Below are 21,368 nucleotides of genomic sequence, written 5' to 3' on the forward strand. Positions count from 1 at the left end.
CACGCATGTGCCCGGCCGGAGCAGCGTCACCACCGACGATCAGGGACCCCGCCCTCCCGGAGCACACTCCGGCCGGTCGGCGCGGTCCCTGATCGGGGTGGCAGTGGCCCGTCACCGTACGGCGGGGCCGGTCACCCCCGCTCAGCGCGGCCGGTTGTTCCAGTTGTAGAAGGTCGGGATGTTCTCGAAGTGGTTCCAGGCGCAGACCGCGCCGGCACCCTCCGCGCCCGACACCTCCGCGCGGTGACGACGGGCGACCTCGGCCTCGTGGAGCAGGGCGGAGAGTCCCCCAGCGGCCTCCCGCACCCGGTCGGCGACCTGGTCCGGGCCGGCCCCGACCCGCTCAGCCGGCCGGTGACTCGTGGTCTCGGGCATGCTCCAACACTCCCTCCAATAGGCGGATCTTGCTGTTGCGGCAGTGCTCGGTCTCCGTACCGTCGAACCGCCCCTGCTCGAAGTAGCGGTTGGCCGCGTGGCCACCGCCGCAGAAGCCGAAGTACGGGCAGGACGACCGGCACGCCTCGACACCGGTGAGGAACTCACCCACCCAGCCCGTGCCCGCCGCCCCGGCCAGGATCTCGGCCAGCGGGGTGGCCAGCACGTTACCGCTGCTGAAATCGCCGTAGCGGGCGTCGGTGAAACCGGCCAGCTCGGGGGAGAGCACCGTCACCGAGCCGTCGTACCCGATCGTCGGGATCGGGTCGAGCTGCCGGGGCAGCAGGTCGCCCTCCGCGCCGGCCAGCACCGCCGCCGCGTACCGCAGCGACCACTCGATCTCCCGCAGGTGCACCCGGGGCGCCCGCCGCCAGGCCGCCACCAGCTCCGCCCAGAACGCGGTCACCGTCGCCGCGTCGTGCGCGTTGCTGCGGGTGTTGACCCCCTCGGTCTCCTCGATGTTCAGCCCGAGCACGTCACAACCCAGGTCGAGGAAGTAGTCGTACAGCTCGGTGGCGAGCCCCGGCGTCGGCCGGCTCACCACCGCCAGCGCCGAGAACGGCAGGCCGTGCCGGCGCAGCGCCGCCACCCCCCGGACGATCCGGTCGTACGCCGGCCGGCCGGCCCGGCTCACCCGGTCGCCGTTGCGGGCGGCCGGGCCGTCCACGCTCACGCTCACCCGCACCCCGTGCGCGGCGAAGAACGCGCACCAGGCGTCGTCGATCAGGGTGGCGTTGGTCTGCACGTGGTGTTCCACCCCGGCGGGGAACGCGGCGATCAACGCCGCCAGGTGCTCCCGGCCGGCGGCGAGCGGCTCACCACCGTGCCAGACCACCGAGAAACGCCCCTGCGCCGCCCACGGGGTCACCGCGGCGGCGACCGCCTCGGCCACCGCCACCGGCATCCGCCGGTCGACCGCCCGGTGCGGCAGATAGCAGTACGCGCAGTCCAGGTTGCACAGCGTCGTCGGCTGCATCACCACGTACGACGGGACCGCCGCGATCCCCCGCATGCCCGTCACGGACCGGCACCGAGCAGCCATCGACCCTCCTCCCCGTGCCCGAAGTGTCCTTCAGGCTAGGCGGCGACGGCCGCTCGGGTGAACCCCCGACCAGGCGTCCGGCCGAGCGGCCCCGCCGATCAACCCCGGGTGTGCTGGCCGATCATCTGGACGTTGCCGGTGCCCTCGATGATCTCGCCGGCCTGCCAGGCGTCCACGCCCCGGCCGGCGAGGGTGGCCAGCGCGCGGTCGGCGTCCTCGGCGGAGACGATGGCGAACATGCCGACGCCCATGTTGAACGTCGACTCCATCTCCGGGTCCTCGATCCGGCCCTTGGACTGGATCAGGTCGAAGATCGGCTGCGGCTTCCAGGTGGCCCGGTTGACCACCGCGTCGACGTGCTCGGGCAGCACCCGGACCAGGTTGCCGGGGATGCCGCCGCCGGTGACGTGGGCGATCGAGCGCACCTCCGCCTCGGTGATCAGCTTCAGGCAGTCCTGCGCGTAGATCTTGGTCGGGGTGAGCAGCTCCTCGCCGAGGGTGCGCTGCCGGCCGAAGTCGTCGATCACCACGTCCAGCCGCATCCGGCCGGCGCCGAGCAGCACGTGCCGGACCAGCGAGTAACCGTTGGAGTGCAGGCCGGACGAGCGCATCGCAATCACCACGTCGCCCACCTCGACCCGGTCCGGGCTGAGGATCTCGCTCTCCTCGACCACGCCCACCCCGGTGGCGGAGACGTCGTACTCGTCGGGACGCAGCACGCCCGGGTGCTCGGCGGTCTCGCCACCGAGCAGCGCACAGCCGGCGTACCGGCAACCGTCGGCGATGCCCGCGCCGATCTCGGCGACCCGGTCCGGCACGACCTCGCCGGTGGCGATGTAGTCGAGCAGGAACAGCGGCTCGGCCCCGCACGCCACCAGGTCGTCGACGACCATCGCGACCAGGTCGATGCCGATCGTGTCGTGGATGTCGAGCTGCTGGGCGATGACCAGCTTGGTGCCCACCCCGTCGGTGGAGGACGCCAGGATCGGGTTCTTGTACTTCTTGGTGTCCAGCCGGAACAGGCCCGCGAAGCCACCCAGGTCGCCCATGACCTCCGGCCGCCGGGTCTCCTTCACCTTCGACTTGAGCAGCTCGACCGCGCGGTCGCCCGCCTCGATCGACACCCCGGCGTCGGCGTACGAGACCGAGCGTTTGCGGGTGGTGCGGCCGGTCCCCGCCGTCCACGGCTGGCGGTCGCCACCGGCACCGCTCGGGCTGCTTCCTGCGCCGCTGCGCTCGGACACGTAGGTCACGGTTCTCCCCTTTGTGGTTCTCGGTGCCGCGCCGACGGTGGCCGGACGGCCCCGGTGTGCTACGGGCGGTGGGCGGTCGCGCCGCCCGGAGTGGCGACGAGCGGTGTGTGGTGCTCGGAGGTGTCCGGGGCGTCGGCGACCCGCCGGCCCACCCCCTCCAGCATGTGCTTGCCGATCAGGTTCCCGGCCGGCAGGTCGATCGGGTACTCCCCGTCGAAACAGGCCCGACAGAGCCTGCTCCTGGGCTGTTCGGTCGCGGCGATGAGACCGGGAAGCGAGACGTAACCGAGGGTGTCGGCGCCGATCGACCGCCGGATGCCCTCGTTGTCCAACCCGTTGGCCAGCAGTTCGGCCCGGGTGGCGAAGTCGATGCCGTAGAAGCACGGCCAGTTCACCGGCGGGGAGGAGATCCGGACGTGGACCTCCAGCGCGCCCGCCTCGCGGAGCATCCGGACGATCGCCCGCTGGGTGTTGCCACGCACGATCGAGTCGTCGACCACGACCAGCCGCTTGCCCCGCACGTTCTCCCGCAGCGGGTTGAGCTTGAGTCGTACGCCGAGCTGGCGGAGGGTCTGCGACGGCTGGATGAAGGTACGCCCGACGTACGGGTTCTTCATCAGGCCGGCGCCGTAGGTGATGCCGGACGCCTCGGCGTACCCGATGGCGGCCGGCGTGCCCGACTCGGGCACCGGGATCACCAGGTCGGCCTCGACCGGGTGCTCCTTGGCGAGTTGCCTGCCGATCTGCACCCGCGCGGCGTGCACGTTGCGGCCGGCGATGGTGGCGTCCGGGCGGGCGATGTAGACGTACTCGAAGAGGCAGCCCTTGGGCTCCGGCGCGGCGAACCGGCTGGACCGCAGGCCCTCCTCGTCGATCGCGATCAGCTCGCCCGGCTCGACCTCCCGGACCACGCTCGCGCCGACGATGTCCAACGCGGCGGTCTCGCTGGCCACCACCCAGCCGCGTTCCAGCCGACCGAGCACCAGCGGGCGGACGCCGTGCGGGTCGCGGGCGGCGTAGAGGGTCGACTCGTCCATGAAGACGAAGCTGAACGCGCCGCGTAGCTGCGGCAGCACCTCCAGCGCGGCGGCCTCCACCGACAGGTCGGGGCGGCTGGCCAGCAGCATGGTCACCAGGGAGGTGTCGTTGGTGGCCCCGTCGTCGAGCAGGCCGCGCTCGGCGACCTCCTTCTGCAACTCGGCGGTGTTGACCAGGTTGCCGTTGTGCGCCAGGGCGATCGTGGTGCCGGAGGTCGTCGACCGGATGGTCGGCTGGGCATTCTCCCAGGTCGAGCCGCCGGTGGTGGAGTAACGCGCGTGCCCGATCGCCAGGTGGCCGCGCAGGCTCTTCAGCGTCGGCTCGTCGAACACCTGGGCCACCAGGCCCAGATCCTTGTAGACCACCACTCCCGAGCCGTCGCTCACGGCGATGCCGGCGGCCTCCTGGCCCCGGTGCTGGAGTGCGTAGAGTCCGAAATAGGTGAGGTTGGCGACCTCTTCACCCGGGGCCCAGACGCCGAAGACGCCACAGGCGTCCTGGGGGCCGGGTCGCTGGGGGTCAAGGTCGTGGCTCAGCCGGCCATCGCCTCGGGGCACTGCCGCTCCCTCATGCTGGTCTGGACTGGCCTGGCGGAGCCGGGGGCTGCTCCGCGCCTTTCGGCCCTGGACCACTGTCGTCGCCTGACAGTGTACGCGAACACGAGTCAATACAGAAAGTCACGATCTGCCTCCACCCCGTCACCCCGTCCGGCGCAACGGTGCAGCTAGAGCGGCAGATGGTCAGCGAGATCCGCCCGGTTTCCGCTCACCTGTACGCGACCGTCCGTGACCGCCCGCGCCCACGACAGCCGTCCGGTGGCCAGCGCCAACCAGGTGTCCGGCGCCATCTCCACCACGTTCGGCGGGGTGCCCCGGGTGTGTCGGGGCCCCGGAACGCACTGAACTGCACCGTAAGGTGGGACACGCACCTCCACCGATCGGCCGGGGGCCCGCTCCGCGAGGGCGGTCAGAAGGGTACGGACCGCCTCGCGGTACACCTGCCGTTCGGGCGTACGCCCCTCATCGAGCGCCGTCAGCGCCGCCAGTACCACGGCGGACTTAGAGTGCGGAGAGGACACGACGGGACGATACGACCCGGGGCCACCGAGCGCCACGCTGGCCCCTGGGTCGCGCCGATCCGGTCAGACAAGGCATAGTTGCCGACGGCGTATTCGTACCGTGATGATCCCCGGCCCCCGCCGGGGAGGTCAGACCGGAAGGCGGTGGACGTGTCAACACACCGACGTGCCTGGACGCAGCGGGCCGGTGTGGTCGTAGCGCTGGTGGCCGGCGCCCTGCTCACCGTCCCCGCCACACCCGCCCTGGCAGCCAGCGCCTCCGTCCAGCCCGGGTCGGTGACCGTCAACGCCGGCAGCGACACCACGGTGACCGTTCAGGTCACTCCGGGTGAGGGTGACAAGAACGCACAGATCAGTCTGACCGGTCTGCCCTCCGGTGTGAGCTGCTCCGGCTGCGGCCAGCTCAACTTCAACGGCGGCCAGCCGAAGTCCCAGCTGCTGACCCTGCGCGCCAACGACAACGCCGGCGACGCCAGCACCACGGTCACCGTCCAGGTCCGCCCCGACCAGACCGACCCGGCGACCGCCACCTTCCAGCTCAGCGTCAAGGGCCGGGCCGCGCCGCAGACCACCGCGCCGCAGGACAAGCCGACGGTCAAGTCGATCTCCGGCAAGGTGGTCGTGGCGGCCACCGGCGACGCGGTACCCAACGCGGTGGTGGGGCTTGAGGACTCGACCGGCAAGCAGTTCAACACCACAAGCGACGGCAGCGGCAACTTCCGGATCACCGGGTCGAGTTCCAACCCGATCGCGCCCGGCTCGATGGTGCTCGGGGCCAGCAAGGACGGCGTCGTCGCCACCAAGCCGATCAGCGCGGGGGCCGGGCAGAGCCTGAGCAACCAGCGGATCAGCCTGGCGTTGAAGGTCGAGGTGAGCCCGAGCGCCACCCCGTCGACCTCCGTCGAGCCGACCCCCTCGGAGGAGACGCCTGCGGAGACCACCGAGGAGACCGCCGAACCGACAGGCGGGCAGCAGCAGGCCGCGTCGCAGGACGACGACAGCGGGTTCGGCTCCTTCCTGATCATCCTGCTCGGCGGTCTGCTCGTGGCGGCCGGCGTCGGCACCATCGTGCTGCTCTGGATCCGCCGCAAGAACGCCGACGACGACGGGAACGGGCCGGCCGGCGCCGCTGCGGCCGGTGACGTCCCCGGCCCCCGGAGCCCACGCGGCACCGACGACCAGACCCGGGTGGTCAACCGGGTCGGTGCCGGCCCCGACCCGACGATGGTCGGCAGCTCCGCGCTGAGCGACGCGCCGACGATGTTGCAACGACCGGTCGTCGACGACGTCCCGCCGGACCCGTACGGCGCACCGCCGCAGCCCTACGGCGCACCGCAGGACAACTGGGCCGGTGCCGGCGGTTACGGCGACGAGCCCGGCGGCCAGGGTGGCTACGGCGGCCAGCCGGGCGGCTACGGTGCCGCACCCGCCTCCGGCGGCGGCTACGGCGCGGCCGGAGCGGCGGGTGCCGCCGCAGGCGCGTACGGCGCGGCCAACCCGGCCGGTGGTGGCTACGGCAACGCGCCGTCCTCCGGGGGCGGCTACGGTGCCGCACCCGCGTCGGGCGGCGGCTACGACAACGCGCCCGCCTCCGGGGCTGGCTACGGCAACGCCCCCGCGTCGGGCGGCGGCTACGGCAACGCTCCCGCCTCCGGTGGCGGGTACGGCGGTCGGGACTACGGGGCGACGGCCGGTGCCGGCTACCCGGCGCAGGAGCAGGCCGGCGGCTACGGCGGCGACCAGCGCTACGACGAGCCCACCGGCCGGTACACCGGCGACGGCACCTCGTACGCGCCGGCTGCCGACCCGTACCCGACGAGCACCTACCAGCCGGAGCCGGACGCGTACGGTCAGCCGGGCGCGGGCGGCTACGGCCAGTCCGAGCAGGGCGGCTACGGCCGGGGTGCCGAGCCGGCCGGCGGTTACTCCGGCGGCGGCTACGGCCAGCAGGCCGGGTACGACGCCGGCCCGGCCCAGGGTTACGGCGGCGGACAGCGTGGCGGCTACGACCAGCCGACCGGCGCGCACCAGGGCGGCCAGCACGGTGGCTACGACCAGCAGGCCGGGTACGACCAGCCGACGGGTGCCTACCAGGGCGGCTACGACCAGCGCGGCGGCGGGTACGACCAACGGGGTGGCGCCCACCAGGGCGGGTACGACCAGCCGGGCGGCTACGACCAGCGCGGCGGGTACGACCAGCAGCCCGGCTACGGCTCCCCGCAGGGCGGCTACGGCCAGGCCGGTGGCTACGGAGCCGAGCAGCAGCAGGGCGGCTACGGCCAGGAACCCCCGCAGCAGCGCGGCGGCGGCTACGACCAGCAGGGCTACGACCAGCAGCAGGGTGGCTACTACGGCGAGCAGGGGCAGCCCGGTCGCGACCAGCCCCCGTCCGGTCGGAGCCGGCCGGACGGCCCGCCCCCGGAGCGTAGCGGACGCCGCCTCGACTGGCTGGACGACTGACCCACCGGCCACAGCGACGACAGTGGGCCGCCCGGATGCGTATCCGGGCGGCCCACTGTCGTCGCGGGTTCAGGTCGGCACGGGTCTTGCCGCCCGGGTCGGCACTGTCGTCGCGGGCCCGGGTCAGCACGGTCGTTCGGGCCGGGTCTAGCCGGCCGAGAAGACACCCTGGCGGAGCACCGGAACCACGGCCGAGACGTCCCGCCGGACGGCCGCCTCGACGTCCCCGGCGAAGCCGCTCTCGATCAGCTCACGGCCGGAGACGCAGCCACGTACCGCCGCCGGCACGTCGGGGGTGCTGGCCAGGGCGGCGAGCGTCATCGCCGCCTCCACCGACAGCCCACCGGGCACCCCGGAGACGGCGTCCAGCACGCTGGCCGCGCCCAGCAGGTCCTCCACCGAGGGGCGCAGGGTGCCGTCCGGCCAGCGTTCACCGGCGGCGATCACCCCGACCGGGGCGTCCGTCGTGCCGTACCCCTGGTGGTGCAGCCACCGCCCGACGGCGCGGGCGTTGCGCAGGCAGGCCGCGACCACCGGCCGGCCGGTGGCGCTGGCGGCGGCGCTGATCGCGGAGCCGTTAGGCGACGGCAGCACCAGGTCGGCGACGACGGGCGCGCTGCCCAGGGCCGCCGGGGACAGTGACCACGGGTGCGCGGCCGTCGTCTGCCGACGGCCCACCGCCGCCACCGCGCCGACCCGCAGCGCGTAGTCGGCCGCCTGCTCGCCCCAGGGGAACGGGTGGACCCGCACCCCCCGGGCGACCGCGACCTCGACGGCGGTGGTGAACGACAGGACGTCCACCACCACCAGTACGGCACAGACCCGGCCGAGTTCCGCCGCCCCGGTCAGCCCCCAGTCGAAGCGGGCACCCGATCCGGGCTGGACGTGGACGGCCGAGGCCACCGCCTCAGCGCTGATCGGGCGTCGGGCGCTGCCCGTCACCGTCGCCAGTGTCGGAGGCCGTCGCGCCGGCCTGCGGGGCGGACCCGGTCGCCGGTACGTCGGCATCGTGCCCACCGGCCACCGGCGCGGCGTCAGCGTCCGACGTGGGCGCGGTGCCCGGTGCCGACGCGGCAGCGCCGGTCTCCGGGTCGCCCGACACCGGGGCGGTGCCGGTCGCAGCGGCCACCACCTCGGCGGCCGGGTCGTCCGCGTCCGCCGGCTGCTGCCGTTGCGGCACGTCCACCGGCTGCGTGGCGGTGGCCGGGGCGATCGTGGTGGTGCCCGTCCGGACCGCCTCGACCTGCACCTGGGCCGCCTCCGGGCCGCCGAAGAGCCGGGGCAGGGTCGCGGTGTGCGCGGCGCGCAGCTCGTCCAGGCCGATCCGGAACTGGCCGTGCACCTCCAGGGCGCCGCTCGCCGGGTCGGTCACGCCGATCTGCTCCCACGGCACACCCCGCTCGGCGCAGAGCGCGGTGAACGCCTTCTCGTGCCCCCGGGGCACGGTCACCAACGCCCGACCGGCCGACTCGCTGAACAGGAAGACGAACGGCAGCGAACCGTCGGCGAACCGCTCCGGCACCCCGATCCGGACCCCGACGCCCCGGCGCAGGCTCGACTCGACCAGGCTCTGGGCCAGACCACCGTCGGACAGGTCGTGCGCGGAGCTGAGGTGACCCACCCGGGCCGCCTCGGCCATCAGCTCGGCGAGCTGACGCTCCCGGCCCAGGTCGACCTGGGGCGGCATACCACCGAGGTGCTCGTGCGTCACCCACGCCCACTCCGAGCCGGACAGCTCCACGTGGGTGTCGCCGAGCAGGTAGACCTGGTCGTGGTCGCCGTTGGCCCGGGGCACGAAGCCCATCGGCACCCGGTCGGCCACGTTGTCCAGCACGCCCAGCACGCCGACCACCGGGGTCGGGTGGATGGCGGCGGCACCGGTCTGGTTGTAGAAGCTGACGTTGCCGCCGGTCACCGGGATGCCCAACTCCAGACAGCCGTCCGCCAGGCCACGGACGGCCTCGGCGAACTGCCACATCACGCCCGGGTCCTCAGGCGAGCCGAAGTTGAGGCAGTTGGTCACCGCGATCGGCTTCGCGCCGGTCACCGCAACGTTCCGGTACGCCTCGGCGAGCGCCAGCTTCGTCCCCTGGTACGGGTCGAGGCGGGCGTACCGGCCGTTGCCGTCGACGGAGAGGGCGACGCCGAGGCCGGTCCGCTCGTCGATCCGGATCACGCCGGAGTCCTCCGGCTGGGCCAGCACGGTGTTGCCCAACACGTACCTGTCGTACTGCTCGGTGACCCACGTCTTGTCGGCCAGGTTCGGCGAGGCGATCATGCGCAGCAGGGTCTCCCGCAGCGCCTCCGGGTTGCTCGGCCGGGGCAACGTCTCGGCCCGGTCGGCCTGGAGCAGGATCAGGTCGGCCGGCTCCCGCATCGGGCGGGCGTAGACCGGGCCGTCGTCGACCAGCGAGCCCGGCGGCACGTCGACGACCACGTGGTCGTTCCAGGTGACCAGCAGCCGGCCCGGCCGGCCGTCGGGCGCGGGCGGGGTGACCTCACCGATCGCGGTGGCGAGCACGCCCCACTTCTCGGCGGTCTTGAGCACCGCCTCCAGCTTGTCCGGGGTGACCACCAGCAGCATCCGCTCCTGGGACTCGCTGGCCAGGATCTCGTGCGGCTCCATCGACGGCTCGCGCAGCGGGACCCGCTCCAGCCAGACCCGCATCCCGGTGCCGGCGGACGCGGCGGTCTCGGTGAGCGCGCAGGTCAGGCCCGCGCCGCCGAGATCCTGGATGCCGACGACCAACTCGGCGTCGTACAGCTCCAGGCACGCCTCGATCAGCAGCTTCTCGATGAACGGGTCACCGACCTGCACCGACGGGCGGCGTTGCTCGCTGCCCTCGTCGAAGGTGGCGCTGGCCAGCACCGACACGCCACCGATGCCGTCCCGGCCGGTCTTCGCGCCGAGCAGCACCACGACGTTGCCCGGGCCGGCGGCGTCCTTCTTCTGCAACCGGTCGACAGGCAGCACGCCGAGGCAGAGCGCGTTGAGCAGCGGGTTGCCCTGGTAGCAGGGGTCGAAGACCAGCTCGCCACCGATGTTGGGCAGGCCGAGGCAGTTGCCGTAGCCGCCGACGCCGGCCACCACGCCGGGCAGCACCCGGGCGGTGTCCGGGTGGTCGGCCGCACCGAACCGCAGCGGGTCCATCACCGCGACCGGGCGGGCGCCCATCGCCAGGATGTCGCGGACGATGCCACCGACACCTGTCGCCGCGCCCTGGTAGGGCTCGACGAAGCTCGGGTGGTTGTGCGACTCGACCTTGAAGGTGACGGCGAGCGTGTCGGAGACCCGGACGACGCCTGCGTTCTCCCCGATGCCGGCGAGCAGCCGGTCGCTCGGCGGGGCCTTCTCGCCGAACTGGCGCAGGTGCACCTTGCTCGACTTGTAGGAGCAGTGCTCGCTCCACATGATCGAGTACATGGCCAGCTCGGCCTGGGTGGGGCGGCGGCCGAGGATGTGCCGGATCCGGTCGTACTCGTCGTCGCGCAGGCCCAGCTCGGCGTACGGCTGGAGTTCGTCGCCGGTGCCGGCGGCCCGCTGCACGGTGTCCACGCCGTCGGCCCAGTCGGTGACCGGCGTCGGACCGTCGGGCCGGGCGGCGACCGCCGGCGGCGCGACGGCCGCGTGCGGTTCCGCCGGGGCGACGCCCGCGGCTGCCCGAACGGCCGGGTCCTGGTGGGTGGTCATGACCTCTCCTCGCTGCGCTCGTACCCGCCGGTGGGGCGGTGGAGCCGACCGATGTTGCCGCCGCGCACCGTCACGCCGGCGTCCCCACCAGGTGCTTGAGCACCGAGGTGAAGAAGCCGAGGCCGTCCAGGGAGGGGCCGGTGAGCGCCTCGACCGCGTGCTCGGGGTGGGGCATGATGCCGACCACGTTGCCGGCGGCGTTGGTGATCGCGGCGATGTCCCGCTGCGAGCCGTTCGGGTTGCCGCCGACGTAGCGGGCGACGATCCGCCCCTCGGCCTCCAGCGCGTCGAGGGTGGCGGTGTCCGCCACGTAGCAGCCCTCGCCGTTCTTGACCGGGATGAGGATCTCCTGGCCGGGCTGGAAGGTGTTCGTCCAGGCGGTGCCGACCGACTCGATGCGCAGGACCTGGTCGCGGTTGCGGAAGTGCAGGTGCTGGTTGCGGGTGAGCGCGCCGGGCAGCAGGTGGGCCTCGCAGAGGATCTGGAAGCCGTTGCAGATGCCGAGCACCGGCAGGCCGCCCCGGGCGGCGTCGACCAGGGTCTCCATCACCGGGGCGAACCGGGCGATGGCCCCGCAGCGCAGGTAGTCGCCGTAGGAGAAGCCGCCGGGGAGGACGACGGCGTCCACCCCGTGCAGCTGCGGGTCACCGTGCCAGAGCCGGACCGGCTCCGCGCCGGCGATCCGCACGGCGCGGGCGGCGTCCCCGTCGTCCAGCGAGCCGGGGAAGGTCACCACTCCGACGCGGGCGGTCACGAGTTCGCGTCCGCGGTCTCGTCGGCCTCGACCCGGACCGTGAAGTCCTCGATGACGGGGTTGGCGAGCAGCTTGTCGGCGATCTCCCGGGCCCGGTCCAGGTCCGGGTCGCCGGTGAACTCGATCTCGATCCGCCTGCCGATGCGGACGGAGGCGACGTCACCGACGCCGAGCCGCGGCAGCGCGTTTGCGACGGCCTGGCCCTGAGGATCGAGGATCTCGGGCTTGAGCATGACGTCGACGACGACGCGAGGCACTGGGCACTCCTGACTGTGTACGCAGTTGGGTGCCGGCCCACTACGGGCGAGCGCAGCCAGCGTACCTGGCAGATTCCGGTCCGGACGCACCGGCCGGGCGCAGTTCAGGCAGTGATCGACATTACCGGTCGCCGGGAGGTGCGGTCGAGATCCGTTCGTTGCCGCTCTGATACGGATTTGTTGCCGATCGTCGCCGCGTCGCCCCGACACACCCTGCCTGAGCAGGTAATACGCGGCTCAACGCCAGATTTGCGACCGGTATCCGACAAACAGGGACGAGCACATCCGGGTCACTTCTGTCACATTGGTTGATCTCGATGGCGGTCTTGTGAAGCCGCTCACCGCCCCCCTAGCCTAAATCGTCAACCGTCGATGTATGGTGGGCGTCCGCGAAGGGACACCCCCGTGCCCTCCGCCCGGCTCCGCGTCAGCAGCGTCGCGTACAACCGGGCCTGGATCACCTCGACGGCCGGTGTCTGACGGTTACCACCGTGGGCGGTACGGATGGCCTGTCGCGTGCCGGCCGTCCGCGCCGCCTGGTTTTGCAGCATCCGACCGGGTGCGTACGGCACGCTTCGACGTCGTACCGCTGCTGACAGCATCGGAACCGTGCTGGTCGTGACGACGGATCAACTGCCCGGCTACGAGATCCGCCAGATCCTCGGCGAAGTGGTGTCGTCGATGGCGCGGACCCGGAACCCGTACCGCGAGGGGGTCAAGAACCTGCGCGGCGGCGCGTACGACCCGATGGCCCCGGACAACCTCACCCGCTGGCGCACCGACTCGGTGGCCCGGCTCGGCGAGGAGGCCCTGCGTATCGGTGCCAACGCCGTGGTGGGGATGCGCTTCGACAGCCGGGACTGTGGCGAGATGTGGATGGAGATCTGCGCCTACGGCACGGCGGTGATCGTGGTGCCCAAGGTCCCCGACGTCATGCCGCACGACCAGCCCCTGGTCGCCGCCGAGACCGCCCACGACCCCGGGTTCGCCGAGGCCCCCGGCGGCATCGCCGAGCCGGCGAGCGCCCCCAACCTCTCCTCCGCCGCCGAAACCCCCACCCGCGACTCCTGACCCACCCACCCGACTTCCGCCCGCCCCCTTGGCCGACGCCCGGCCGGGGCTGGAGAGCGTGATCAAGAGGTTTGGAACAAGTTGATCTCTGCGGCTGACGCGAACCTCTTGATCACCGGGGAGAGCCGACGCCCAGCCGGCGAGGGGCGGGGGTGGGGATTAGAGGATGGGGGGTGGGGAGTAGGTGGCGGCTTCGGGGTGGGCGGTGACCACCGTGGTGATGCGGCGGGTGATCGCGTCCACCTGGGCCTGGGCGGCGCCGGTGAAGGTCGTCGGGTCGGCGACCAGGGTGTCGATCTCGCCGCGGGTGAGGCCGAGGCGGGAGTCGGCGGCAAGCCGGTCGAACAGGTCGTTGTCGGGGGCGCCCTTCTCCCGCATCGCGAGCGCCACGGCGACCGCGTGCTCCTTGATCACCTCGTGGGCGACCTCCCGGCCGACGCCCCGGCGCACCGCCGCGACCAGGATCTTGGTGGTGGCCAGGAAGGGCAGGAAGCGCTCCAGCTCCCGGCTGATCACCGCCGGGTACGCCCCGAACTCGTCGAGCACGGTGAGGAAGGTCTGGAACAACCCGTCGGCGGCGAAGAAGGCGTCCGGCAGGGCGACCCGGCGGACCACCGAGCAGGAGACGTCCCCCTCGTTCCACTGGTCGCCGGCCAACTCGCCGACCATCGACAGGTAACCCCGGATGATCACCGCGAAGCCGTTCACCCGCTCCGACGAACGGGTGTTCATCTTGTGCGGCATCGCGCTGGAGCCGACCTGACCCGGCTTGAAGCCCTCGGTCGCCAACTCCTGGCCGACCATCAGCCGGATCGTGGTCGCCAGCGACGACGGCGCGGCGGCCACCTGCGCCAGGGCGGCGACCACCGCCAGGTCGATCGAACGCGGGTAGACCTGCCCGACGCTGTCCAGCACCCGGGAGAAGCCCAGATGCTCGGCCACCCGACGCTCCAGCTCGGCGACCTTCGCGGCGTCGCCGTCGAAGAGGTCGAGCTGGTCGGCGGCGGTACCCACCGGCCCCTTGATCCCACGCAGCGGGTACCAGTTGATCAGGTCTTCCAGCCGCTCGTACGCGATGAGCAGTTCCTCCGCCGCCGAGGCGAAGCGCTTGCCCAGCGTGGTGGCCTGCGCGGCGACGTTGTGCGAACGGCCGGTCAGCACCAGGCCGGAGTGCTCGTGGGCGAGCCAGGCCAGCCGGGCCAGCGCCGCCACCACCCGGTCGCGGATCAGCTCCAGCGAGGCGCGCACCTGGAGCTGCTCGACGTTCTCGGTGAGGTCGCGGGAGGTCATCCCCTTGTGCACGTGCTCGTGCCCGGCGAGCGCGCTGAACTCCTCGATCCGGGCCTTCACGTCGTGCCGGGTGACCCGCTCCCGCTCGGCGATCGAGGCCAGGTCGACCTGGTCGACCACCCGCTCGTACGCCTCGACCACACCGTCGGGCACCGCCACGCCGAGGTCCCGCTGGGCGCGGAGCACGGCGAGCCAGAGCCGCCGCTCCATCCGGACCTTCTCCTCCGGGGACCAGAGGGCGACCAGTTCGGGTGAGGCGTACCGGTGGGCGAGCACGTTCGGGATCGTCGTCACGTACCTCATTCTCGCCTACCCGACGACCATCGACCCGGGCGGGCCGACCAGGGGCGGGGCGGGCCCGCCCTGCGGCGGCGGTCGGCCCGGGCCGGCGGGGGGATCAGCCGGACCACGCGGGCCACGGAGTCCGACGTCAGACCTTCGGGACGTCATGCACCGGGGCGGTGACCACGATGGTCTTCGTCTGCTTGCCATGCGCGTTGCGCGCCGTCAACGTGTACGTGTGCCGCTGGAGGTCACCGTCGCGACCCGAGCACGGGAAGGTGAGCTCCTCACTACCGGTCGACGGGTAGTCGTCGCGGTAGACGCCGGGGCCGTCGACCGACAGGGCCACCGAGGTCGCGTTGCCGACCTGCCACTCCATCAGCACCCCGCTGCCGGGGATCGGGTTGACGGTGGTGCCGGCCGGGCAGCGCGGCTTGCGGGTGACCCGGAAGGAGCTGATGGTGGGGCCATTCGTTTTCGCACCGGATTTGTCCCCGCCGTTGTCCCCGCCACCGCCGGCCGTGGGGCTGCCGGTGGATTCGGGTTCGCTGACCCCACCGGCCGAGGTCCCGCTGTCGATGGCCGTGCCGGTGTCTCCGCGGCCGGTCGTCGCGTCACCCAGCCCCGCCGGGCCACCGGCCACCCCCGTCCGGGGTCCTTCGGCGCGCTTCGCGGTGGCGGTGCAACCGCCTGCCGCGAGCGCGGCGGCAAGGGCGACGGCAGCGGTACGCAGCAGGGCACGACCAGGCATGACACTCCTCTACGGGGCACCGCCGCCAGGACGTCCGGGCGGGCTGACACCACCGTAGGAAGCCCCGGCAACACCGCCCTGAGCTGTGCGAACGCCGAATGTGCCACCACAGTGGCAAGCAGCCGTGACGAAGCGGGTCAGCGCTCCAGGATGGCGGTGACGCCCTGCCCGCCGGCCGCGCAGATCGAGATCAGTCCCCGACCGCTGCCCTTCTCGGCGAGCAGCTTCGCCAGCGTGGCCACGATCCGGCCACCGGTGGCGGCGAACGGGTGCCCGGCGGCCAACGACGAGCCGGTGACGTTGAGCCGGTCCCGGTCGATCGCGCCCAGCGGGGCGTCCCGCCCCAACCGGTCCTTGCCGAACTCCGGCGACTCCCAGGCGGCCAGGGTGGCCAGCACCTGCGACGCGAACGCCTCGTGGATCTCGTAGAGGTCGAAGTCCTGGAGGGACAACCCGGCCCGGTCCAGCATCCGGGGCACCGCGTAGGCGGGGGCCATCAGCAGCCCCTCGTCGCCGTGCACGAAGTCCACCGCCGCCGTTTCCGACCAGGAGAACCAGGCCAGCACGGGCAACTGGTGCTCGCGCGCCCACTGTTCGGAGGCGAGCAGCACGGTGGACGCTCCGTCGGTCAGCGGGGACGAGTTGCCGGCGGTCATGGTGGCCTGCTCGGCGTCCGGGCCCCGGGTGCCGAAGACCGGCCGGAGCGCGCCGAGCTTGTCCAGGCTGGTGTCGGGCCGGAGGTTCTGGTCCCGGGTCAGTCCCAGGTACGGCGTCATCAGGTCGTCGAAGAACCCCCGCTCGTACGCGGCGGCGAGGCGCTGGTGCGAGCGCAGCGCCAGTTCGTCCTGGGACTGCCTGTCGATCTGCCAGCGCAGCGCCGTCCGGGCGGCGTGCTCGCCCATCGACAGTCCGGTGCGGGGCTCGGCGTTGCGCGGCAGCTCGGGGCGGAACGGCTGGTGCGGGCGGAGCTTCGCGGCGATCCTCAGCCGCTCGCCGAGGGTCCGGGCGCTGTTGAGCTTCAGCAGGGTGCGGCGCATGTCCTCGTTGATCGCCAGCGGCGCGTCGGAGGTGGTGTCGACGCCACCGGCGATGCCCACGTCGAGCTGCCCGAGGGCGATCTTGTTGGCGACCAGGATCGTCGCCTCCAGGCCGGTGCCGCACGCCTGCTGGATGTCGTACGCGGGGGTGTGCGGGTCGAGCTTCGAGCCGAGCACCACCTCCCGGGTCAGGTTGAAGTCCTTCGAATGCTTGAGCACCGCCCCGGCCACCACCTCGCCGACCCGCTGCCCGGCCAGCCCGAACCGGGCGACCAGCCCGTCCAGCGCCGCACCGAGCAGGTCGGCGTTGGACGCGCTGGCGTACCTGGAGTTGGACCGGGCGAAGGGGATGCGGTTGCCGCCGATGACCGCGACCCGCCGGATGCTCTGCACGATCCCGCCTCCGTTTCTGGACTTGCCCACAACCTACTGGCCAGTAGGCTACGCCTATGACCGACAGGTACGCGAGCTTCGTCCAATCGGGGGCCGGCCGCGCGCTGGTCAAGCGCCTCGGGCTGCCCGACCCACCGCGACTGCGCCGGCACACCCCCGGCGACCCGCTGCTGCCCGGCCCGGTCCTGCTCGGCGCGGCCACCGGCGGCCGGCTCGCCGGGCCGGTCACCGCCCTCCTCACCGCCGCCGGGGTCGACGTGCGCACCGGAACCGGCGCCACCCCACCCGCCGCCGGGCACGACGTCTCCGTGGCGGACGGACCCGCCGGCCCGGCCGGTGGGGACGAGCGGGCCGGGAACGGCGGCGCACCGGCCGGGAGCGGAACGCCCGCCCGGTTCGGCGCCCTGGTCTACGACGCCACGGGCATCACCGACTCCACAGGCCTGCGCCAGCTCTACGACTTCTTCCACCCGCAGGCCCGCTCGGTGCTGCCCAGCGGTCGGGTGATCGTGCTGGGCACCCCGCCCGCCGGGTGCGGCTCCCCCCGAGAGGCCACCGCCCAGCGGGCCCTGGAGGGGCTGACCCGCAGCATCGGCAAGGAGTTCGGTCGCGGTGTCACCGCCCAACTGGTGTACGTCACCCCGGACGGGGACGCCGGCACCGCGACCAGCCTGGAGGCGACCCTACGGTTCCTGCTCTCCGGCCGGTCGGCGTACGTCTCGGGGCAGGTGGTCCGGGTCGGCACCGGCCCGGCCGCCGCCCCGGCGGACTGGGACCGGCCGCTGGCCGGGCAGGTCGTGCTGGTCACCGGCGCGGCCCGGGGCATCGGCGCGGCGGTGGCCCGGGTACTGGCCCGCGACGGCGCGCAGGTCGTCGCGCTGGACGTCCCGGCGGCCGGCGACGCCCTCGCGGCGGTCGTCAACGCGATCGGCGGCACCGCCGTACAGCTCGATCTGACCACGGCGGACGCCCCCACCCGGCTCGCCGACCATCTGGCCGACCGGCACGGCCGGGTCGACGTGGTGGTGCACAACGCCGGCATCACCCGGGACCGGACGCTGGGTCGGATGGACGCCGACCGGTGGGACGCGGTGCTCGACGTCAACCTCTCCAGCCAGGAACGGATCAACGACGTGCTGCTGGAGCGGGGGTTGATCCCCCAGGGGGGCCGGCTGGTCGCCGTCTCGTCGATCGCCGGGATCGCCGGCAACCGGGGGCAGACCAACTACGCGACCAGCAAGGCCGGGGTGATCGGTCTGGTCGACGCGCTCGCCCCGGCGCTGGCCGGGCGGGGGATCAGCGTCAACGCGGTCGCGCCCGGGTTCATCGAGACCCGGCTGACCGCCCGCATTCCGCTGGTGATCCGGGAGGCGGGCCGCCGGATGAACAGCCTGGCGCAGGGCGGCCTGCCGGTGGACGTCGCCGAGACGATCGGCTGGTTGGCCTGGCCGGCCTCGGCGGCGGTCAGCGGTAACGTGGTCCGCGTCTGCGGTCAGAGTCTGCTGGGGGCGTGATGGCGCGGCGCAGGAACCGACCCGGGGACTCCGACGACGGCGAACTGTCGGTCAACGACCTGATCGAGGGGCCGACCGAGGTCATCTCACCGGCCGCGCTGGCGGCCGCCCGCGCCGCCGGCCCGGCACCGCACACGGGCGTCGACGAGACCCACGACCTGTCGGCGTACGCCACCCGCGACCCGACACCCCCGGCGGCCGTCACCGAGGACCTTACGGGCCGGTCGGGCGGCCACCACGGCGAGCCGCCGGCGCAGGCCCGGGTGGTGCTGCCGGCGCTGCCCCGACCGGGCGCGCTCCACCGGCGGGCGCTGCGCGACGCGTTGCCCGGGATCGGCCGTTCCCGCCGGTCGGACGCCGCGCCCCCGGTCGAGCTGGCCGTCGCCGGGGTCACCGTGGACCGGGCCCACCTCGCCGAGTACGACCGGGTGTGTGGTTTCCGGCTGGCCGACGCGCTGCCGGCGACCTACCCGCACGTGCTGGGGTTCCCGCTGGCGCTGCGGTTGATGACCCTGCCGGAGTTCCCGTTCCCGCTGGCCGGGGTGGTGCACGTGGGCAACCGGATCACGGTCCACCGGCCGGTCCCGGCCGACGTGCCGTGGGACTTCGTCGCGCACGCCGGGAATCTCCGGCCGCACACCCGGGGGCGGCAGGTCGACGTCGTCCTGGTCGGCTCGGTCGACGGCGAGGAGGTGTGGCGCGGGGTGTCGACGTACCTGGGCCGGGAACGCGGGGCCGGCGGGGGTGCCGGGCGCGACCCCGGTGAGCGGGCCGCGCCGCCGGTCGCCACCGCGCACTGGCGGCTCACCCCCCGGGTGGGTACGGACTACGCCCGGGTCTCCGGGGACCACAATCCGATCCACACCTCCCGGCTGGGGGCGCGGCTGTTCGGCTTCCCCCGGCCGATCGCGCACGGCATGTGGAGCAAGGCCCGCTGCCTGGCCGCGCTGGAGAGCCGGCTGCCGGAGGCGTACACGGTGGAGGTGGGGTTCAAGCTGCCGGTGCCGCTGCCCTCGACGGTGGCGTTCAGCGCCGTCCCGGGTTGGGACTTCGCCCTGCACGACACCCGGACCGGCCGGCCGCACCTGGTGGGCACCGTCCGCTGAGGCCGGACGCCGCCCGGCCCGGGACGGGGCCGGGCGGCCACGTGACGGGACGCACACGGCCGTTCGGCTGCCGCGCCGGCTGCACCGCTTGCGGAGCACTTCTTCGTGAGCTAGGTTGTTCTCATATCGAGTAATTCTCAACCTGAGAGGGACGCCGTGAACGAGCAGGACTTCCTCGCCGGGTACGACCCCAGCGCCTACCCCGCGACCGCGATCACCGTGGACGTGGTGGCGCTGACCATCCGCGAGGGCGCGCTGCACCTGCTGCTGATCCGGCGTGGCCAGCCTCCGTACCAGGGGCACTGGGCGCTGCCCGGCGGGTTCGTCCAGCCCGACGAGGACCTCGCCACCGGGGCCCGCCGCGAACTCGCCGAGGAGACCGGCCTCGGCGGCGACCGGCTGCGCCGCGTCCACCTGGAACAGCTCGCCAGCTACGGCGCGCCGGACCGGGACCCCCGGATGCGGATCGTCTCGGTGGCCCACCTCGCCTTCGCCCCCGACCTGCCCGACCCGGTCGCCGACAGCGACGCCGACGAAGCCGGGTGGCTGCCGGTCACCGCCCTGCCCAGCCGGCAGCTCGCCTTCGACCACGCCCGGATCGTCGACGACGGCTTGGAACGGGCCCGCTCCAAGCTGGAGTACACCCCGCTGGCCACCCGCTTCCTCGGCCCCGAGTTCACCATCGCCGAGCTGCGCGGCGTCTACGAGACGGTCTGGGGACACCCGCTGCACGCCGGCAACTTCCACCGCAAGGTGCTCTCCGTCCCCGGCTTCGTGGAGAGCACCGGCGGCAACACCGAACGCGGCGGCACCCGGGGCGGCCCCCGGGCCCGGCTCTACCGGGCCGGCGACGCCCGGCTGCTGCACCCGGCGCTGCTGCGCCCCGCCCGGGAGGAGACCGTCAGGTGAGGACCGACGAGGCGATCCGGCTGGTCGCGGCGGCCCGCACCGACGCCGACCTGTTCGGCGTCGACACCCCGGCCCGGCGCTACCGCGAGCTGGTCGCGGCCCTGCACCCCGACCGGCTGGGCGCGCTCGACGCCCGGGTACGCGCCGCGGCCACCGACGCCTTCGTCCAGGTCACCACCCGCTGGCGGGCGACCGGCACACCCGGCCCGGCCACACCCGGCGCGGCGACGGTCGTGCTCGGGGGATACCCGCTCGGCGCGCTCGCCCACGCCGGTGACCTCGCCGACCTCTACGACGTCGGGGCGGACCGGCTGCTCAAGCTGCCCCGCGACCCGGCCGACAACGACCTGATGGCCCGCGAGGCGTACGCGCTGCGGCAGATCGAGGACCGTGGCGACCCGCGCCACCTGCCGTACGTGCCCCGGCTCGTGGACAGCTTCCGGCACCGCGACGCCGCCAGCGGGGCGGAACGCCGGATCAGCGTGCTCGCCGCCGTACCCGGGCTGCACGACCTCGACGCGGTACGCCGGGCGTACCCCGACGGGCTGGACGCCCGCGACGCGGCCTGGATGTGGCGACGGCTGCTGGTCGCCCTCGGCCTGGCCCACCGCGCCGGCGTGGTGCACGGCGCGGTGCTCCCCCGACACGTGCTGATCGAGCCGGACGCACACGGCGTGGTGCTCGTCGACTGGTGCTTCTCCGCCGTCGACGGCGGCACCGTCCCGGCGCTGGTCCCCGGCCACGAGGACTGGTACCCGCCGGAGGTCACCGCGCGGCGACCCGCCGGCCCCGGCACCGACCTGGCGATGGCCGCGACGTGCATGAGCTGGCTGATGGGCGACCGCGCCCCCCGTGAACTGCGCGCCTTCGCCGACGGCTGCCGCCGCCCGGCGCTGACCGCCCGACCCGACGACGCCTGGCGACTGCTCGGCGAACTCGACGAGGTGCTCGACCGGCTCTACGGGCCGCGCACCTTCCGACCGTTCACCCTCAACCCCTAGGGAGGC

General features: G+C 73.5%; 18 protein-coding genes. 6 read left to right on the forward strand and 12 right to left on the reverse strand.

The annotated features are described in order from the left end of the window. Nucleotides 1–141: 141 nt before the first annotated feature. From amcA to Q2K16_RS19470, 5 genes are all read right to left on the reverse strand, one after another. The gene (gene amcA, locus Q2K16_RS19450; protein WP_302739140.1) at nt 142–375 is read right to left on the reverse strand and encodes a multiple cyclophane-containing RiPP AmcA; all 234 of its coding nucleotides are present in this window, start codon (nt 373–375) and stop codon (nt 142–144) included. Then, the gene (amcB, locus tag Q2K16_RS19455) at nt 344–1,447 is read right to left on the reverse strand and encodes a cyclophane-forming radical SAM peptide maturase AmcB (protein WP_302746540.1); all 1,104 of its coding nucleotides are present in this window, start codon (nt 1,445–1,447) and stop codon (nt 344–346) included. Before amcB ends, amcA begins: the two co-directional genes overlap by 32 nt. Nucleotides 1,448–1,575: 128 nt before the next feature. Continuing rightward, the gene (purM, locus tag Q2K16_RS19460; protein ID WP_088641956.1) at nt 1,576–2,730 is read right to left on the reverse strand and encodes a phosphoribosylformylglycinamidine cyclo-ligase; all 1,155 of its coding nucleotides are present in this window, start codon (nt 2,728–2,730) and stop codon (nt 1,576–1,578) included. A 59-nt stretch (nt 2,731–2,789) separates the two neighbouring features. Beyond that, nucleotides 2,790–4,325, reverse strand: a complete 1,536-nt coding sequence (gene purF / locus Q2K16_RS19465; RefSeq protein ID WP_302739142.1) for an amidophosphoribosyltransferase — start codon at nt 4,323–4,325, stop codon at nt 2,790–2,792. Nucleotides 4,326–4,492: 167 nt separating this feature from the next. Next, the gene (locus Q2K16_RS19470) at nt 4,493–4,846 is read right to left on the reverse strand and encodes a sterol carrier family protein (protein WP_302739143.1); all 354 of its coding nucleotides are present in this window, start codon (nt 4,844–4,846) and stop codon (nt 4,493–4,495) included. 150 nt (nt 4,847–4,996) lie between these two features. Between Q2K16_RS19470 and Q2K16_RS19475 the strand changes: the two genes are divergently transcribed. Continuing rightward, the gene (locus tag Q2K16_RS19475; RefSeq protein ID WP_302739144.1) at nt 4,997–7,306 is read left to right on the forward strand and encodes a carboxypeptidase-like regulatory domain-containing protein; all 2,310 of its coding nucleotides are present in this window, start codon (nt 4,997–4,999) and stop codon (nt 7,304–7,306) included. A 147-nt stretch (nt 7,307–7,453) separates the two neighbouring features. On the opposite strand, the gene Q2K16_RS19480 is transcribed toward Q2K16_RS19475, so the two are convergent. The 4 genes from Q2K16_RS19480 to purS form a co-directional block, all read right to left on the reverse strand. Then, nucleotides 7,454–8,209 (reverse strand): 2-phosphosulfolactate phosphatase, encoded by a 756-nt coding sequence (locus Q2K16_RS19480; RefSeq protein ID WP_302746541.1) that lies wholly within the window; start codon nt 8,207–8,209, stop codon nt 7,454–7,456. Nucleotides 8,210–8,213: 4 nt separating this feature from the next. Then, on the reverse strand, nt 8,214–10,997 hold the full coding sequence (gene purL, locus Q2K16_RS19485) for a phosphoribosylformylglycinamidine synthase subunit PurL (protein WP_302739145.1): 2,784 nt from the start codon (nt 10,995–10,997) through the stop codon (nt 8,214–8,216). Between the two features lie 70 nt (nt 10,998–11,067). Next, nucleotides 11,068–11,751: a phosphoribosylformylglycinamidine synthase subunit PurQ gene (gene purQ / locus Q2K16_RS19490; RefSeq protein WP_302739146.1), complete on the reverse strand. Its 684-nt coding sequence runs from the start codon at nt 11,749–11,751 to the stop codon at nt 11,068–11,070. Beyond that, nucleotides 11,748–12,008: a phosphoribosylformylglycinamidine synthase subunit PurS gene (gene purS, locus Q2K16_RS19495; RefSeq protein WP_302739147.1), complete on the reverse strand. Its 261-nt coding sequence runs from the start codon at nt 12,006–12,008 to the stop codon at nt 11,748–11,750. Before purS ends, purQ begins: the two co-directional genes overlap by 4 nt. A gap of 504 nt (nt 12,009–12,512) precedes the next feature. On the opposite strand from purS, the gene Q2K16_RS19500 reads away from it, so the two are divergent. Then, nucleotides 12,513–13,079: a YbjQ family protein gene (locus Q2K16_RS19500; RefSeq protein WP_302739149.1), complete on the forward strand. Its 567-nt coding sequence runs from the start codon at nt 12,513–12,515 to the stop codon at nt 13,077–13,079. A 159-nt stretch (nt 13,080–13,238) separates the two neighbouring features. On the opposite strand, the gene purB is transcribed toward Q2K16_RS19500, so the two are convergent. The 3 genes from purB to Q2K16_RS19515 form a co-directional block, all read right to left on the reverse strand. Beyond that, nucleotides 13,239–14,663 carry an adenylosuccinate lyase gene (purB, locus tag Q2K16_RS19505; RefSeq protein WP_302739151.1) on the reverse strand — a complete coding sequence of 475 codons (1,425 nt, stop codon included), beginning with the start codon at nt 14,661–14,663 and terminating at the stop codon, nt 13,239–13,241. Between the two features lie 136 nt (nt 14,664–14,799). Beyond that, nucleotides 14,800–15,402: a hypothetical protein gene (locus Q2K16_RS19510; protein ID WP_302739153.1), complete on the reverse strand. Its 603-nt coding sequence runs from the start codon at nt 15,400–15,402 to the stop codon at nt 14,800–14,802. Between the two features lie 137 nt (nt 15,403–15,539). Beyond that, nucleotides 15,540–16,832, reverse strand: a complete 1,293-nt coding sequence (locus Q2K16_RS19515; protein WP_302739155.1) for an acetyl-CoA C-acetyltransferase — start codon at nt 16,830–16,832, stop codon at nt 15,540–15,542. 56 nt (nt 16,833–16,888) lie between these two features. Here Q2K16_RS19515 and Q2K16_RS19520 point away from each other — a divergent pair, with 56 nt between their 5' ends. From Q2K16_RS19520 to Q2K16_RS19535, 4 genes are all read left to right on the forward strand, one after another. Beyond that, nucleotides 16,889–18,346 carry a 3-oxoacyl-ACP reductase gene (locus Q2K16_RS19520; protein WP_302739156.1) on the forward strand — a complete coding sequence of 486 codons (1,458 nt, stop codon included), beginning with the start codon at nt 16,889–16,891 and terminating at the stop codon, nt 18,344–18,346. Then, nucleotides 18,346–19,452 carry a MaoC/PaaZ C-terminal domain-containing protein gene (locus Q2K16_RS19525; RefSeq protein WP_302739157.1) on the forward strand — a complete coding sequence of 369 codons (1,107 nt, stop codon included), beginning with the start codon at nt 18,346–18,348 and terminating at the stop codon, nt 19,450–19,452. The genes Q2K16_RS19520 and Q2K16_RS19525 overlap by 1 nt, the downstream gene beginning before the upstream one ends. Nucleotides 19,453–19,608: 156 nt before the next feature. Further along, nucleotides 19,609–20,361 carry an NUDIX hydrolase gene (locus Q2K16_RS19530; protein WP_302739159.1) on the forward strand — a complete coding sequence of 251 codons (753 nt, stop codon included), beginning with the start codon at nt 19,609–19,611 and terminating at the stop codon, nt 20,359–20,361. Then, nucleotides 20,358–21,362, forward strand: coding sequence for a BUD32 family EKC/KEOPS complex subunit (locus Q2K16_RS19535; RefSeq protein ID WP_302739160.1), 1,005 nt, complete (start codon nt 20,358–20,360; stop codon nt 21,360–21,362). The genes Q2K16_RS19530 and Q2K16_RS19535 overlap by 4 nt, the downstream gene beginning before the upstream one ends. Nucleotides 21,363–21,368 lie beyond the last annotated feature (6 nt).

The sequence above is a fragment of the Micromonospora cynarisoli genome, from assembly GCF_030518815.1.
Lineage (GTDB): Bacteria > Actinomycetota > Actinomycetes > Mycobacteriales > Micromonosporaceae > Micromonospora > Micromonospora wenchangensis.

What these genes read in the sequence shown, in the direction of transcription:
- Q2K16_RS19510 (WP_302739153.1), bottom strand. Translation starts at nt 15,402, where the DNA reads ATGCCTGGTCGTGCCCTGCTGCGTACCGCTGCCGTCGCCCTTGCCGCC.
- amcA (WP_302739140.1), bottom strand. Translation starts at nt 375, where the DNA reads ATGCCCGAGACCACGAGTCACCGGCCGGCTGAGCGGGTCGGGGCCGGC.
- Q2K16_RS19525 (WP_302739157.1), top strand. Translation starts at nt 18,346, where the DNA reads ATGGCGCGGCGCAGGAACCGACCCGGGGACTCCGACGACGGCGAACTG.
- Q2K16_RS19520 (WP_302739156.1), top strand. Translation starts at nt 16,889, where the DNA reads ATGACCGACAGGTACGCGAGCTTCGTCCAATCGGGGGCCGGCCGCGCG.
- Q2K16_RS19500 (WP_302739149.1), top strand. Translation starts at nt 12,513, where the DNA reads ATGGCCTGTCGCGTGCCGGCCGTCCGCGCCGCCTGGTTTTGCAGCATC.
- amcB (WP_302746540.1), bottom strand. Translation starts at nt 1,447, where the DNA reads ATGCGGGGGATCGCGGCGGTCCCGTCGTACGTGGTGATGCAGCCGACG.
- purL (WP_302739145.1), bottom strand. Translation starts at nt 10,997, where the DNA reads ATGACCACCCACCAGGACCCGGCCGTTCGGGCAGCCGCGGGCGTCGCC.